This is a genomic window from Luteimonas gilva, from assembly GCF_005239095.1.
Classification (GTDB): domain Bacteria; phylum Pseudomonadota; class Gammaproteobacteria; order Xanthomonadales; family Xanthomonadaceae; genus Luteimonas_C; species Luteimonas_C gilva.
In genome coordinates, this window is sequence record NZ_SZUA01000001.1 from 1,686,501 (window position 1) to 1,701,121 (window position 14,621).

12 protein-coding genes and 1 pseudogene are annotated in these 14,621 nt (G+C 66.2%); 4 read left to right on the forward strand and 9 right to left on the reverse strand.

Features of this window, described 5'->3' with window-relative positions; all coding sequences use genetic code 11:
- Positions 1-123: 123 nt before the first annotated feature.
- Genes FCE95_RS07880 through rluD form a run of 4 tightly spaced genes read right to left on the reverse strand, consistent with a single transcriptional unit; the run spans position 124 to position 2,768 of the window.
- Positions 124-531, reverse strand: a complete 408-nt coding sequence (locus FCE95_RS07880) for a thiol-disulfide oxidoreductase DCC family protein (protein WP_137266375.1) — start codon at positions 529-531, stop codon at positions 124-126.
- Positions 518-1,048, reverse strand: coding sequence for a DUF4166 domain-containing protein (locus tag FCE95_RS07885; protein ID WP_137266376.1), 531 nt, complete (start codon positions 1,046-1,048; stop codon positions 518-520). The genes FCE95_RS07880 and FCE95_RS07885 overlap by 14 nt, the downstream gene beginning before the upstream one ends.
- Positions 1,045-1,791 carry a peptidoglycan editing factor PgeF gene (pgeF, locus tag FCE95_RS07890; protein WP_137266377.1) on the reverse strand — a complete coding sequence of 249 codons (747 nt, stop codon included), beginning with the start codon at positions 1,789-1,791 and terminating at the stop codon, positions 1,045-1,047. Before pgeF ends, FCE95_RS07885 begins: the two co-directional genes overlap by 4 nt.
- Entirely contained in the window at positions 1,788-2,768 is a 981-nt protein-coding gene (gene rluD / locus FCE95_RS07895) for a 23S rRNA pseudouridine(1911/1915/1917) synthase RluD (protein ID WP_137266378.1), read from the reverse strand. Before rluD ends, pgeF begins: the two co-directional genes overlap by 4 nt.
- 91 nt (positions 2,769-2,859) lie before the next feature.
- Between rluD and FCE95_RS07900 the strand changes: the two genes are divergently transcribed.
- Positions 2,860-3,726: an outer membrane protein assembly factor BamD gene (locus tag FCE95_RS07900; protein WP_137266379.1), complete on the forward strand. Its 867-nt coding sequence runs from the start codon at positions 2,860-2,862 to the stop codon at positions 3,724-3,726.
- An 82-nt stretch (positions 3,727-3,808) separates the two neighbouring features.
- On the opposite strand, the gene FCE95_RS07905 is transcribed toward FCE95_RS07900, so the two are convergent.
- The 4 genes and pseudogenes from FCE95_RS07905 to sucC form a co-directional block, all read right to left on the reverse strand.
- Positions 3,809-5,440: an NAD+ synthase gene (locus tag FCE95_RS07905; RefSeq protein ID WP_137266380.1), complete on the reverse strand. Its 1,632-nt coding sequence runs from the start codon at positions 5,438-5,440 to the stop codon at positions 3,809-3,811.
- A pseudogene (locus FCE95_RS07910) lies at positions 5,437-5,776 on the reverse strand (endonuclease domain-containing protein). Before FCE95_RS07910 ends, FCE95_RS07905 begins: the two are co-directional and overlap by 4 nt.
- Before the next feature lie 263 nt (positions 5,777-6,039).
- The gene (sucD, locus tag FCE95_RS07915; RefSeq protein ID WP_137266381.1) at positions 6,040-6,915 is read right to left on the reverse strand and encodes a succinate--CoA ligase subunit alpha; all 876 of its coding nucleotides are present in this window, start codon (positions 6,913-6,915) and stop codon (positions 6,040-6,042) included.
- A gap of 169 nt (positions 6,916-7,084) precedes the next feature.
- Positions 7,085-8,254, reverse strand: a complete 1,170-nt coding sequence (gene sucC / locus FCE95_RS07920; protein WP_137266382.1) for an ADP-forming succinate--CoA ligase subunit beta — start codon at positions 8,252-8,254, stop codon at positions 7,085-7,087.
- Positions 8,255-8,477: 223 nt separating this feature from the next.
- Here sucC and FCE95_RS07925 point away from each other — a divergent pair, with 223 nt between their 5' ends.
- The 3 genes from FCE95_RS07925 (at position 8,478) to FCE95_RS07935 (ending at position 13,386) form a co-directional block, all read left to right on the forward strand.
- Positions 8,478-10,091, forward strand: coding sequence for a sensor histidine kinase (locus FCE95_RS07925; RefSeq protein ID WP_137266383.1), 1,614 nt, complete (start codon positions 8,478-8,480; stop codon positions 10,089-10,091).
- A gap of 98 nt (positions 10,092-10,189) precedes the next feature.
- The gene (locus tag FCE95_RS07930) at positions 10,190-11,623 is read left to right on the forward strand and encodes a sigma-54-dependent transcriptional regulator (protein WP_137266384.1); all 1,434 of its coding nucleotides are present in this window, start codon (positions 10,190-10,192) and stop codon (positions 11,621-11,623) included.
- Entirely contained in the window at positions 11,620-13,386 is a 1,767-nt protein-coding gene (locus tag FCE95_RS07935; RefSeq protein ID WP_137266385.1) for a glycosyltransferase family 39 protein, read from the forward strand. The genes FCE95_RS07930 and FCE95_RS07935 overlap by 4 nt, the downstream gene beginning before the upstream one ends.
- A 372-nt stretch (positions 13,387-13,758) precedes the next feature.
- Here the strand turns inward: FCE95_RS07935 and FCE95_RS07940 are convergent.
- A partial coding sequence (locus FCE95_RS07940) for an RHS repeat domain-containing protein (RefSeq protein ID WP_317616476.1) occupies positions 13,759-14,621 on the reverse strand: 863 nt, incomplete at its 5' end.

Sequence of the window (14,621 nt, forward strand, 5' to 3'; positions counted from 1 at the left end):
GCTTTTCGTAGGAGCGGCTTTAGCCGCGAGCTCTAGTTCTCAAAATCGCCGCGATGTCGCGTTTGAAGGGAAAAGCTCGCGGCTAAAGCCGCTCCTACGAAAAGCGGAGATCGCTACGCTGAGTCAGAGGAAGCGATGCGCTTGTTCCGCCGATGGTAGATAGCAGGCTGCCTTCTTGCCGAACCAGCGGTAACGATTGCGGGCGAGCCAACGATAGGCAGGGTCGCGCATGGCGCGAGGCAGCAGACGCAACGCCGCAGCGGCGCGCCATGCGCCGCCCAAACCGGTCAGGATGGCGACGATCGCATCGCTGTCGGTGCGGGCGGCATCACCCTCGATCAGCAAGAAGGACAGCGGGTCGTCCGGATCGAGCCCATTCGCCTGCAACAGCTCTCGGCCCGCCGGCGTCTGCATCGCCGCGAACCGATAGCGTTGCCGGCGGTCGCGCTTCAACAGGAATTCCACCCAGCCGCTGCACAAGGCGCAGACGCCGTCGAACACGATCGTCGCTTCGCCGTCAGGCCGGTTCAAGCCAACCCTCGTAACGGATCAGCGGCCCGATCAGCGGCAGCGAGGCTTCCACCAGGAATTCGTAGCGGCCTTCGTGCTCGCGCTCGCGGCAGCGCACGTCGGCGAACCAGGACACCGGCAGGGGCAACACGCCGAACAAACGCACGCCGACGGTCTGCCACCAGATCGCGCCATCGCTCACGTGCAATGCGAAGCGGAATTGCACCGGCCCTACGCGCTCCCGCAGCAAACCGTCGCGGGCGCGCAGGCGCGAACGCAGGGGATGGCCGCCGAAGCTGCGCTGCCAGGTTTCTCCGGCCGCGTCGGTGCGGAAATCGACCGTGGTCGGCACGTCGTTCGCCGAGGGCGGCAATCCGGCGATCGCCGCGCACAGCCGCGCGAGCGGATTGCGCCCGCGCGCGATCGTCGCGCGGCCCGCGTAACGTCCTTCGCCGCGCACCGAATGCAAAGCGCGCACGCTGTCCGGCAGGCGGAAGAACGGCGCACCCAATAGTTTTTGGAACAGGGTCGAGCTCATGCGGTGCGGTAGACGACGGTGGCCATGCGGCCGGTGCGCCGGTCGCGGCGGTGGGAATAGAAACGCCGAGAGTCGGAAATCGTGCACAGCCCGCCGCCGTGGATGCGCTCCACGCCGGCGCCGCGCAAACGCCGTTGCGCCAATGCGTACAGGTCGACGCGCCAATGTCCCGGCCGGGTCGCGGCGAAAGCGGATTCGGCGGCGCCATCGGCCGAGACGAAGGCTTCGAACACTTCTTCGCCGATCTCGTACGCCTGCGGCCCCGCGGCGGGACCCATCCACGCGACGATGCGCGCTGCCGGCGTGCGCATCGCTTCGACCGTACGCTCCAGCACGCCCGCCGCCAAGCCGCGCCATCCGGCGTGCGCCGCGGCGATTTCGCTGCCGTCGTCCGCGGCGAACGCGACGGGCAGGCAATCGGCGGTGAGGATCGCCAGCACCAAGCCGGATTCCGACGTCACGGCCGCGTCGGCTTCGGGTTCGAACTCCGCAGCCGCGTCCGCGCGCGCGAACCGGACCACGTCCGTGCCGTGCACCTGGCGCAGCCAACGCGGCGGCGACGGCAGCGCACGGTTTCGGATCAAGCGGCGCCGATTCTCGGCGACCGCAGCCTCCTCGTCGCCGCTGCGCGCGCCCAAATTGAACGCGTCGAACGGCGGCTGCGACACGCCGTCGCCGCTGCGCAGCGTAGTGAAGGCGACGACGCCGGGCGGCGCCGGCCAGCCGGCGGCCAGCACGCTCATCGCGACGCCGCCTGCTTGGCGTCGTCGCGCAATGCGTGCAGCAGTTCGCGCAGGTCCTGCGGCAACGGCGCGGTCGCGCGGACCGGTTCGCCGCTGACGGGATGGACGAACTCCAAAGTTTCGGCGTGCAGCGCCTGGCGCTTGAAGCCGCGCAATGCCTCGATCAATTCCGGGGTCGCGCCCTTCGGCAGTTTCAACGGCCCGCCGTACAGCGGATCGCCGACGATCGGATGCTTCAGATGCGCCATGTGGACGCGGATCTGGTGGGTGCGCCCGGTTTCCAGCCGGCATTCCAGCGCGGTATGGCCGCGGAAGCGTTCGCGCAAGCGGTAGTGGGTGACGGCGTCGCGGCCGTCGTCGCGCACGGCCATCTTCAGGCGATCGCGCGGATGGCGGTCGATCGGCGCGTTCGCCGTGCCGCCCGATACCAGCGCGCCGGTCACCACGGCCAAATACTGGCGATGCACGTCGCGCGCGGACAACTGCGCGACCAGCGCGGCGTGCGCGGTCAGCGTGCGCGCCACCACCATCGCGCCGGAGGTGTCCTTGTCGAGACGGTGGACGATGCCGGCGCGCGGCAGCGCCGCCAAGTTGGGATCGTAGTGCAGCAAGGCGTTGACCAAAGTGCCCGACGCGTTGCCCGCGCCGGGATGCACGACCAAGCCGGCCGGCTTGTCGACGACGATCACCTCGGCATCCTGGTACAGCACCTGCAGCGGGATGTCTTCGGGCTCGGCCTCGGTCTGCGTGTCCAGCACGGCGGTCAGGCTCACCGTCTCGCCGCCGCGGACGGGATCGCGCGGCTTCTGGACGCGGCCGTCGAGCAAGGCGTCGCCGGACTTGATCCACTCGGCCAGCCGCGAGCGCGAGAACTCGGGGAACAGCTCGGCCAGGACCGCATCGAAACGGCGGCCGGCCGCGGCTTCGGGCACGCGGGCGGTGCGGGACGGGATCGCTTCTTCGGAGGCAACGGGCATGCGGATGGCTTCGGTTCAGGCGGCGGGCGCGGGCGGCCGGCGCGGACTGTTATTATCCGCGCTTCGTGCCCCAAGCGCCCTTTTGTCGCCCATGACCTCACGCCCCGCCCTGCCGCGCCTGCTGCTGATCGTGCTCGTCGTCGCCCTCGCCACCGGTTCGGGCTGCGCGCGGATCGGCAAGATGTTCAAGAAGGGCGACAAGAACGAAGGCGTGCCGGTCGAACAGTTGTACGACCGCGGCCACCAGTCGCTGATGGACGAGAACTACAACACGGCGGCGGAGACCTTCCAGCGCCTGATCGCGCAGTATCCGTACGGCCCCTATGCCGAACAGGCCCAGGTCGAGATGGCTTACGGCCAGTTCAAGGCCGGCAAGCACGAGGACGCCATCTCGTCCATCGACCGCTTCATCCGCACCTATCCGACCCACCGCAACACGGTCTATATGTATTACCTGCGCGGCTTGTCGAACTCGGCGCGCAACACGATCTTCCTGCAGCGCGCCTTCGCCCTGGACACCAGCAACCGCGACCTGACCGCGCCGCAGCAGGCCTACAACGACTTCAGCATCGTCGCCGAGCGCTACCCCAACAGCCGTTACGCCGCCGACGCGCGCCAGCGCATGGTGTTCCTGCGCAACCAGTTCGCGCGCCACGAAATCAACACCGGCCTGTACTACCTGCGCCGCGGCGCCTGGGTGGCGGCGGCCGACCGCAGCAAGTACCTGCTGGAAACCTACCCGCAGAGCGAATACCAGTACGACGCGGTGGCGATCCTGGCCGAGGCCTACACCCGCCTCGGCAACCAGACCCTGGCCGACGACGCCAAGCGCGTGCTGCAGCAGAACGACCCCGAGCATCCGTGGCTGAGCGGCGGTTGGCCCAAGGATCCGTCGATCTTCCAGCGCCTGAATCCGTTCGCGCGCGAGAAGCGCAACGTTTCGCGGCCGGCGAACTGAAATAGAAACTAGAAATTTGAGGAACTAGGAACGAGTAGAAGCCGAATCTCGGCGGGCCTCGCTCGTTCCTCTTCGTTAGTTCCTAGCCCTTGTAGCCGTTGGTGATCGGATACCGCCGTTCGCGCCCGAACGCGCGACGCGAGACCTTCGGCCCGGGCGCGGCCTGGTGCCGCTTCCACTCGCTGATCCGGACCAGCTTCAGCACCTTGTCGACCGTAGCGGCGTCGAAGCCGGCGGCGACGATCTCGTCGCGCGACTGTTCCTGGTCGACGTGGCGCAGCAGGATCGCGTCGAGCACGTCGTAGGGCGGCAGCGAATCCTGGTCCTTCTGGTTCTCGCGCAATTCCGCCGACGGCGGCCGCTCGATCACCGCTTCCGGAATCGCCGGCGCCCCGGCCACGGCGTTGCGCCAGCGCGCCAGCGCGAACACTTCGGTCTTGTACAGGTCCTTGATCGGCGCGTAGCCGCCGCACATATCGCCGTAGATGGTGGCGTAGCCCACCGCATATTCGCTTTTGTTGCCGGTGGTCAGCAGCAGGCCGCCGAACTTGTTGCTGAGCGCCATCAGCAATGCGCCGCGGGTGCGCGACTGCAGGTTTTCTTCGGTGGTGTCGACGGCTTCGCCGGCGAAGGTTTCGGCGAGCGCGTCCAGATAGCCCTGGAACGGTTTCTCGATCGGCAAGGCCAATAGCCGCACGCCGAGCGCACGGCATTGTTCGGCGGCCAGATCGTTGCTCAGGTCCGCCGTATAGCGCGACGGCATCCGCACCGCCGCGACGTTTTCGGCGCCCAGCGCATCGACCGCGACCGCCAGCACCAGCGCCGAATCGATGCCGCCGGACAGACCCAGCCAGACTTTGCCGAAGCCGTTCTTGGCGCAGTAGTCGCGGGTGCCGCGCACGATCGCGCGCCAGGCCAGGGCGTCGCGGCCTTCATCGTTTTCGTAAGGCCACTGCACCGGCGCGAATTTGCGCGTCTCAGGATCGTAATCGGCCACCAGCCAGTGCTCTTCGAAAGCGCGCGCGGCGGGATGGATCAGGCCGTCGCCGTCCGCAAGCACCGAGGCGCCGTCGAACACCAGCGCGTCTTGCCCGCCGACCACGTTGAGATAGGCCAGCGCGACGCCCGTCTCGGCCACGCGTTGCGCCAGCAGCGCGTCGCGCTGGGCATGCTTGTCGCGTTCGAACGGCGAAGCATTGGGCACGAGCACGAGTTGCGCGCCCGCCTGCGCCGTCTGCGCGAGCGGTTCGGGGAACCACAGGTCTTCGCAGATCACCACGCCCACCGTCGTGCCGTCCACGTCGAACGTGCAGGTGTCGCGATCCGGATCGACGTCGAAATAGCGGCGCTCGTCGAACACGGCGTAGTTGGGCAATTCGCGCTTGCGATAGGTCGCCGCGACCGCGCCGTCGCGCAGCACGCTCGCCGCGTTGTACACCACCGCGCCGGCGGCCTGCGGCCAGCCGACGACCGCGACGATGCCGGTAGCTTGCGCCGCGACCGCCTCGATCGCGGCCTGGCAATCGGCCAGGAACGAAGGCCGCAGCAACAGGTCTTCCGGCGGATAGCCGCTGAGGGCCAGTTCCGGGAACAGGACGATGTCGGCGCCGTGGACATCGCGGGCCTCGGCGATCATCGCGGCGATGCGCTCGGCGTTGCCGGCGACGGCGCCGACGGGGAAGTCGAATTGGGCCAGGGCGATGCGCAAGGTCATCGCGGGCCGTCCGCAAGCTGTTGGAGGATCATGCTTAGGGCGCCGTCCGGGTTTTGCAGGAGGTCATTATTCCAGAAGCGGAGTACTCGGTAGCCTTCACGGCGGAGGAAGGCGTCGCGGCTGGCATCGCACGCCGAGCCAGCATGTTGGCCGCTGTCGAGTTCGACGACGAGTTTGGCGCTTGGACACGCGAAATCGACGATGTAGGGGCCGATGGGATGCTGGCGGCGGAACTTGTGGCTGGCCTGCACGCAAATGCCGCCATAAGAATCGTTCGGCATCGGTCATGTCTCGCCGCAGTTCACGCGCTCGCTGCGTCTTCTGTCTGTCGCGCATCGTATGCCTCCTCGATGAACCGAGACCTACGTTGCCTGCGTCGAATATCTCTCCTCTATCGGGAAAATCCGATGTTTCTGTCACTCACCCTCACCCAACCCTCTCCCGCTTCGCAGGAGAGGGCTTCAGATCGCGCGGCTCGAGCCCTCTCCCGCTTGCGGGAGAGGGTTGGGTGAGGGCAAACCAGACGCGAAGATTTCTACCGAAGCAAAAAACAAAAAGGCCGCCTGATGGCGGCCTTTCCGCAACACATCGTGTTCGACTTACTTGCCCAACCGCTTCGCGATCGCCGCACCCAGATCGCCCGGCGACTTCACCGTGGTCACGCCCGCCTTCTCCAGCGCCGCGAACTTGCCTTCGGCCGTGCCGGTGCCGCCGGAAGCGATCGCGCCGGCGTGACCCATGCGCTTGCCCTTCGGCGCCGAGGCGCCGGCGATGAAGCCGACCACCGGCTTGGTGACGTGCTCGGCGATGAATTCGGCCGCTTCTTCTTCGGCCGAGCCGCCGATCTCGCCGACCATGATGATGCCTTCGGTCTGCGGGTCGTTCTGGAACAAGCGCAGCGCGTCGATGAAGTTGGTGCCGTTGATCGGATCGCCGCCGATGCCGATGCAGGTCGACTGGCCCAGGCCGGCGTCGGTGGTCTGCTTCACGGCTTCGTAGGTCAGCGTGCCGGAACGCGAGACGATGCCGACCTTGCCGGGCATATGGATGTGGCCCGGCATGATGCCGATCTTGCACTCGCCCGGGGTGATCACGCCGGGGCAGTTCGGTCCGATCAGGACCACGTCGCTATAGCTCTTCAACGTGTTCTTGACCCGCAGCATGTCCAGCACCGGAATGCCCTCGGTGATGCAGACGATGACTTTGATGCCGGCGTCGGCCGCTTCCAGGATCGCGTCGGCCGCGAACGGCGGCGGAACGTAGATCACCGAAGCGTCGGCGCCGGTTTCGGCGACCGCTTCGGCCACCGTGTTGAAGACCGGCAGGCCCAGATGCTGAGTGCCGCCCTTGCCGGGCGTGACGCCGCCGACGACCTGGGTGCCGTACTCCAGCATTTGCTCGGCGTGGAAGGTGCCCTGGGTGCCGGTGAAGCCCTGGACGATGACCTTGGTGTTCTTGTTGACGAGAACGCTCATGTATTTCGAATCCTTGGTTTTAACCCCCTCTCCCGCTTGCGGGAGAGGGCTGGGGTGAGGGCGCGGGGTGTCGCGAGACCTCGATGTGTTCGCGGCGATTTGCGATACCGCGCGCCCTCATCCGGCGCTTCGCGCCACCTTCTCCCGCGAACGGGAGAAGGGTGCAAGGTCACGCCGCTTTCTTGGCGGCTTCGACCGCCTTCTTCGCGCCGTCGTTGATGTCGTCCGCCGGCGTGATCGCCAGGCCGCTGCTCTTCAGCAGCGCCTTGCCTTCCTCGACGTTGGTGCCTTCCAGGCGCACGATCACCGGCACCTTGACGTCCACTTCCTTGACCGCGGCGATGATGCCCTCGGCGATCATGTCGCAGCGGACGATGCCGCCGAAGATGTTGACGAAGATCGCCTTCACTTCGTCGGAAGACAGGATCAGCTTGAACGCCTCGGTGACGCGCTCCTTGGTGGCGCCGCCGCCGACGTCGAGGAAGTTCGCCGGCTCGCCGCCGTTGAGCTTGATCACGTCCATCGTGGCCATCGCCAGGCCGGCGCCGTTGACCATGCAGCCGATGTTGCCGTCCATGGTTACGTAGTTCAGGTCGTACTGGCTGGCGCGGACTTCGGTTTCGTCTTCCTGGCGGATGTCGCGCATCGCCACCAGTTCCGGATGGCGGAAGGAAGCGTTGTCGTCGGAATTGATCTTGCCGTCGAGCACGGCCAGGTCGCCGTTGGTGAGGATCGCCAGCGGGTTCAGTTCGACCAGGGCCAGGTCTTTCTCGTTGAACAGCTTGTACAGGCCCAGCATGATCTTGGTCAGCTGGTTGACCTGCTTGGCGTTCAAGCCCAGCGCGAAGCCCATGTCGCGGCATTGGTACGGCTGCAGGCCTTGCACGAAGTTGACGTGCAGGGTCTTGATCGCGTCGGGATTCTCTTCGGCGGTCTTTTCGATCTCCACGCCGCCGTCGCTGGAAGCGATGAAGGTCACCGACTGGCTGCTGCGGTCGACCAGCACCGACAGGTAGAGCTCCTTGGCGATGTCGGTGGCCTGGGTGACCAGCACGCTGTCGATCGGCAGAGCGACGCCGGCGGACTGGTAGGTCGCCATCTTGTGGCCGAGCATGCCTTTGGCGTACTCGCGCACTTCGTCCAGGGTCTTGGCCAGCTTGACGCCGCCGGCCTTGCCGCGGCCGCCTGCATGGATCTGCGCCTTGACGACCCAGAAGTCGCCGCCGATGGCTTTGGCGGCGTCGACCGCCTCTTCCGGCGTGCGCGCGACGCGCCCGGCCGGTACCGCAATGCCGTAATCGGCAAACAACTGCTTCGCCTGGTATTCGTGGAAGTTCATGTGGGGTCCATGCAGAAAGTCGGACCGCGGGCGATCCGGCCGGGGGTGCGGTCGGCATGGAGCGCGCGGGACCCTTATTGTCGCCCAGCGCGCCGCCGCGAGGCAAAAACACGGCAGGACGGCGCGTTCCGGCCATGGCTCCGGCCGCCGCAACGGCGGCGGAAGCCTCCCGCCGGGCCTATATACTCGGCCCGAACCACCCGCAGGGCCCTTTGCCGTGTTGATGCGCCGCAGACCCGCCAAGCACGACATCGACAGCGGCCTGCGGCGCGAGTTGTATTTCTTCAATCTCTACCGGGTGCTCGAGGCCAGCCTGCTGGCCTTGTTGGCTTTCGGCCCGACCGAAATGCTGATCGGCCCCCTGCGCGAGCCCTTGCTGGTGGCGGCGACGGCGATGGCCTACCTGGCCTGCTCGGCGATGCTGATGATCTGGGGCCGGGACAGCGCCTCGCTGCGCGCGCCGGCCTTCGTCGGCATCCTGATCGACATCGTGGTGGCGGCGCTGGCCACCCACGGCGCGCCGCAAGTGGCTTCGGGCATCGCGCTGATGCTGCTGTTCAACGTCGGCGCGGCGGCCTTGTTCCTGCCGCTGCGGTTGGGCTTGGGCGGCGCGATCCTGGCGTTCTCGGCGATCCTCGGCGAACAGCTCTGGACTTTGATCGAAACCGGCAGCGACCGCCCCTTGGCCGAAATGCTGATGTTCGGCACCAGCTATCTGGCGCTGGCTACGCTCACCAACCAGCTCGGCTTGCGGATGCAGGCCAGCGAGGCCCTGGCCACGCGGCGCGGCGCGGAGGCGGCCAATCTCGCCGAGGTCAACGAACTGATCATCCGCCGGATGCGCACCGGCGTGCTGCTGGTCGATGCCGAAGGCCACATCCGCTTGGCCAACGAAGCGGCGCAATCGCTGCTGGGCGACGCCGGCGACGGCCGCCGCGCGCTGGCGGTGACCGCACCGGAGCTGGCGCGCCGCTTGCTGCAATGGCGCCAGGACGGCACCACCGACAACGCGCCACTGCGCCTGGGCAGCGACCAAAACGAAGTGCTGCCCCGCTTCGCCCGGCTGTTGGCCGACAGCGAGCAGTCGCTGGTGTTCCTGGACGACACCTCGCTGCTCTCGCGCCGCGCCGAATCGATCACCCTGGCCGCGCTGGGCCGCTTTTCGGCCAGCCTGGCGCACGAAATCCGCAATCCGCTGGCCGCGATCAGCTACGCCGCGCAACTGATGGAGGAATCCACCGACATCTCGCTGGCCGATCGGCGCATGCTGCAGATCGTGCGCCAGCAGTGCGTGCGCATGAACGGCATCGTCGAAAGCGTGCTGGGGCTGGCGCGGCGCGAACGCGCCAATCCCGAGCACATCGAACTGGTCGGCCTGGTGCGGCGCTTCATCGACGAATACGTCGCCGCCCACCCGCTGGACGACGACAGCCTGCAGATCAGCCATGCCGCTCCGGCCCAGGTCGCCCTGGTGGATCCGCGGCATTTGCAGCAGATCCTCACCGTGCTGGTGAGCAATGCGCGCACCTACGGCCGCCTGCCCGGCCAGCCGGCGCGGATCACTCTGCGCGTGCACCAAGACGAGGGAGATCCCGGCATCGACGTGCTCGACCGCGGCCCCGGCATCCCGGACGCCGCCGCCGAACGCCTGTTCAGGCCGTTCTACACCACCTCCGAACACGGCACCGGCCTGGGGCTCTACATCGCCCGCGATCTGGCCCGCGCCAACGAAGGCGAGCTGGACTACGTCCGCACGCCGGGCGGAAGCTGCTTCCGCATCCGCCTGCCCGGGCCGCATACGCTGCTGACCGAAAAAGCGGCGCAAGGGCTGGTTTAGCCCGTCTCGAATCGCCTTGTTTTCCGCTGCCCGACCGGGCCGCGATTGAGTCCGGACCCGCGCCCAGAGTAAGGTAGCCGCGTCTGGAGGGGTGGTGCATGACCGAAACGCGCAGCGCTTTGGTGGTCGACGACGAGCGCGATATCCGCGAACTCCTGGTATTGACGCTGGGCCGGATGGGCCTGCGCGTGGACACCGCCGCCACCCTCGGCGGCGCCCGCGAGATGCTGCTGCGCGAGAAATACGCGCTGTGCCTGACCGACATGCGCTTGCCGGACGGCTCGGGCATCGACCTAGTGCAGGAAATCTCCACCCGCCATCCCAATACGCCGGTCGCGATGATCACCGCCTTCGGCAACGTCGAAGCCGCGGTCGAGGCCTTGAAGGCCGGCGCCTTCGATTTCGTCGCCAAGCCGGTGGACCTGACCGTGCTGCGCGACCTGGTCCGCCACGCGCTGATGCTGGGCACGCACCGCCAGCAGATCGCCACCTCGGCCGGCCCGCGCTTGCAGGGCGATTCGCCGGCCATGGCGCAATTGCGCCAGACCATCGCCAAAGTGGCGCGCAGCCAGGCGCCGGTCTACATCGTCGGCGAATCGGGTGTGGGCAAGGAACTGACCGCGCGCAGCATCCACGAGCAGAGCGCGCGGGCCGCGGCGCCGTTCGTGCCGGTGAACTGCGGCGCGATTCCGACCGAGCTGATGGAAAGCGAATTCTTCGGCCACCGCAAAGGCAGCTTCACCGGCGCGCACGCCGACAAGCCGGGCCTGTTCCAGGCCGCCGAGGGCGGCACCCTGTTCCTGGACGAAGTCGCCGAACTGCCGCTGTCGATGCAGGTCAAGCTGCTGCGCGCGATCCAGGAGAAGTCGGTGCGTCCGGTCGGCGCATCGAGCGAGGTGGGCGTCGACGTGCGGATCCTGTCCGCCACCCATAAGAACCTGGAGAAGCTGGTCGACGAAGGCCGCTTCCGCCACGACCTGTACTACCGCATCAACGTCATCGAACTGAAGGTGCCGCCGCTGCGCGAACGCCGCGACGACCTGCCCAACCTGGCCGAATCGATCCTGCAACGGCTGGCGATCCCGCACCAGCGCGCCACGCCCAAGCTCAGCCGCGCCGCGTTCGACGCGCTGGCGTCGTACCCGTTCCCCGGCAACGTGCGCGAATTGGAAAACATCCTCGAACGCGCCATGGCTATGGCCGACGGCGACGTCATCGAAGCCAGCGACCTGCACCTGCCCGCGCGCGGCGCGGAGATGCCGCCGCCGGCATCGCCGCCGCCCGCCTCCGCCGGCCTCGCCTTCAACGCCGCGCCGCCCACCTCGCTCGACGATCCGCGCCTGGATCCGCGCAACCTCTCCCCCGGCGACACCGCCGGCAGCGCGCTGCCGATGTACATCGAACAGATGGAACGCGCGGCGATCGAGAAAGCGCTGCAAGACCACCGCTACAACAAGACCAAGACCGCGGCCGCGCTGGGCATCACGTTCCGGGCGCTGCGCTACAAGCTGAAGAAGTTGGGGATCGATTGAACTCCGCCGCGCCGGGCGCCTCGCGCCGCAGCGTGGCGCTGGCGCTGTTGGCCGTGCTGGCGCTGCGCCTGCTGCATATGCATTTCGCCATCGCCGGGCCTTTGACCTGGCATCTGGGCCCGGACGAGGATTTCTACCGGCGCTTCGGCATGGACGTCGCTTCCGGCGGCGGCGGATTGACCGACGAATTCGCGTTCATGGACCCGCTGTACGGTTACATCGTCGGCGCCGTGCTCAAACTCGCCGGGAACCTGTTTCCGCTGTACCTCCTGCAGATCCTGGTGGACTGCGCGACGGCCTTCGGCCTGTACCGCATCGCCTGCGAATTCCGCTCGCCGCGCGCCGGCATCGTCGCGATGTTCGTCTATGCGGCGACCGGCACGGCGATCGCGTACACGATGTCGATCCTCAAGGCCACTTGGGTCGCCTGCTTCATCGTCTATTGGATGTACGCCGCTCTGTGGTTGCTGAAGCGGCCGGGCGCGAAAAGCTATGCGGCGTTCGGGCTGTGGTGCGGCGTGGGCGTCGCCCTGCGCGCCAACCTTTTGTTGCTGGTGCCCTTGGCGATCGTCGCGCTGGCCTGGCTGCGCTGGCGCGATGGCGAGCGCCGCATCGCGCCGCAGGCGCGCGATGCCTGCGCCTTGCTCGCCGGATTGGCCTTGCCGCTCCTGTTGCTGGCGGCCCGAAACCACGCCATCTCGGGCAACTTTTCGCCGATGCCGAACAACGGCGGCATCGTCCTGCACCAGCTCTACAACCCGGACAATCCGCAATCGCGCGCCGGCGTGCCGCATTTCGTGCGCCGCTATAGCGCGCCCGGCGAAATATGGCAGGAATACCGTAACGAAGCCGAGCGCCGCGCCGGCCATCCGTTGAAAGCGCACGAGGTCAACGCCTATTGGAAGGGCGTGGCGACCGGATACCTGGTCTCGCATCCTTGGCAGAGCCTGGGCAATGCGGTGCGCAAATTGCGCGAGTTCAGCGCCTATCCTGAGGTCCCCAACACCCGCAACTACGGCGACGAGCGCCTGGTTTCGCCGCTGCTGCGCGCGCTGCCGCTGCCGTTCGGCTGGCTGTTCGCGCTGGGCGTGCCGGGGCTGTTTTGGCTGCTGCGGCGCGACCGGCGCGCGGTCTTGCTGTTCGCGCCGCTGCTGATGGGCTTGTTCACCATCGCCGTGTTCTTCGCCGAGGACCGGTTCCGGTTCAACATCATCGGCCCGTTCGTGCTGGGCGCGGCGTTCTGGCTGGTCGCGTTCTACGACCTGATTCGGCAACGGCTATGGAGCAAACTGGCGATGGCCTTGGCGGTATCGGCGCTGCTCGGCGTATGGACCGTCGCCCAAGCGCGCTTGCTGATACCGGCGTTTCCCAGCGATTGGTCGCGGTTGGCTTGGGGGTACTTGAAGTCCGGACAGGCCGCGAAGGCTAAGGATGTCCTCGACCGTATCGCCGCTGCCGATCCGCAAACCATCGGACTGGACGAATTCCGGGGCTATCTAGCGCTGACCGGCAAGCGCTACGAAGAAGCGGCGCAGCACTACGCGAACGCCGTGCGGCAGAGGGCCGACCGGCACGAGGTCTGGCACAACTACAGCCTGGCCTTGGAAGAAACCGGCCATCTGGAAGAAGCGCTGGCGGCCGAGGCGCACGCCGAGCAGCTGTCTCCCGCGAAAGAGTATCGACTGCGGATCGCGGACCTGCTGGATCGCCTGGATCGGCATGCCGAAGCGCAAGAGATCCGGCGGGCCGAAAGGGTCGAATAGGTCGAGCGCGGATTCAAAGCATGTTGTAGCCGTGAATCGTAGGTTGGGGATGACCCAACGTGGCTAGACTGCCCCTGCCAACCCGCAGCGAGGATTGAAGTATGGCGATGTTGGGGTTCACCTCAACCTACGGCCTTTGGATAGCGAGGTCGCCAGCGTAGCCAATAGCGCGCTCGATGGCAGGAGAAGCAACCACCACCACCTCAAAAAAAACGCGCCAGTTACGCAAAGACTTCCAGAGCTATTCTGACACTTCGCCAACTGATACTCAGAGACAGAAGGCACTGCCATCCACATCGCCAGCGACGAGAGTACAGCAAATAGCAAGAACCATAGAGTCCAGCTGAAGATCATTTTCATGCGCTTCTTCGTTTAGTAAACGCTGTTTCCGATGTATGGCACGCCTCTTGCCTTCGCTCGATCAATCAACGAATCCCATGGCATTTCGCATTTCTTGCATTCTTGCCCGCCACTTTTGTTCAGTTGATTAACCTTCTGGCGCATCTCCGAAAGCATTTGAGCGGCTTGAGCCTCGGTATAACCTTGGCCACCGTAACGATCACCTGTTTGCCATCCATTCGATGCAAAGAGCTCCTCAAGGTCAGCATCGAATGCTCGGCATGCGCACTTATCGACAGCGTCAACGTCGCCTGTTGGTCGTTCCAGATTGACTTGACGCTTTCTAACCTTACCTATCAAGGGCAACCTTTGAAATGCGTTATCAGCGTGGTCAATGAGAGAGTTGCCGAGAACACATGACTGGTGAAACCTAAAACGATATCGCCATTCCCCTGTGTAGAGCTGATAGGCATACATTGAGAACAAACCTGATGGGTCAATATCCATCAAAGGATTGGCCCCCACATAACCGTAGGTGCTAGCGCCCCCTGCTAAGCCAATGGGGTCGCTTTGCATATAACGACCACTAAGTGCCTCATAGTCGCGTCGCATGTTATAAGCCAAGCCGCTTGTGGCATCGTACCGTTGCCCCGGGAACTGCATATTCATGACGAACGCGGTGCCGTTGTTGTCCGGATCTTGATTGGGGATCGTATTGCCGAACGCCTCACCCTCCAGATCCCAGCGCCAGATCGCCGTGTTGGCCGTGGTGTCGATCACCGCTCGCGGCGTGCCCAGGTGGTCGGGTTGCAGGTAGTGCAGCTTTTGGTTGGTGGTGGCGCCGGCCAGTAGGCCCACCGGCAGATCGTCCAGCCAGATGGCTTGTTGGATCGGTT

What these genes read in the sequence shown, in the direction of transcription:
- FCE95_RS07885 (WP_137266376.1), bottom strand. Translation starts at nt 1,048, where the DNA reads ATGAGCTCGACCCTGTTCCAAAAACTATTGGGTGCGCCGTTCTTCCGC.
- pgeF (WP_137266377.1), bottom strand. Translation starts at nt 1,791, where the DNA reads ATGAGCGTGCTGGCCGCCGGCTGGCCGGCGCCGCCCGGCGTCGTCGCC.
- rluD (WP_137266378.1), bottom strand. Translation starts at nt 2,768, where the DNA reads ATGCCCGTTGCCTCCGAAGAAGCGATCCCGTCCCGCACCGCCCGCGTG.
- FCE95_RS07900 (WP_137266379.1), top strand. Translation starts at nt 2,860, where the DNA reads ATGACCTCACGCCCCGCCCTGCCGCGCCTGCTGCTGATCGTGCTCGTC.
- FCE95_RS07905 (WP_137266380.1), bottom strand. Translation starts at nt 5,440, where the DNA reads ATGACCTTGCGCATCGCCCTGGCCCAATTCGACTTCCCCGTCGGCGCC.
- sucD (WP_137266381.1), bottom strand. Translation starts at nt 6,915, where the DNA reads ATGAGCGTTCTCGTCAACAAGAACACCAAGGTCATCGTCCAGGGCTTC.
- sucC (WP_137266382.1), bottom strand. Translation starts at nt 8,254, where the DNA reads ATGAACTTCCACGAATACCAGGCGAAGCAGTTGTTTGCCGATTACGGC.
- FCE95_RS07925 (WP_137266383.1), top strand. Translation starts at nt 8,478, where the DNA reads ATGCGCCGCAGACCCGCCAAGCACGACATCGACAGCGGCCTGCGGCGC.
- FCE95_RS07930 (WP_137266384.1), top strand. Translation starts at nt 10,190, where the DNA reads ATGACCGAAACGCGCAGCGCTTTGGTGGTCGACGACGAGCGCGATATC.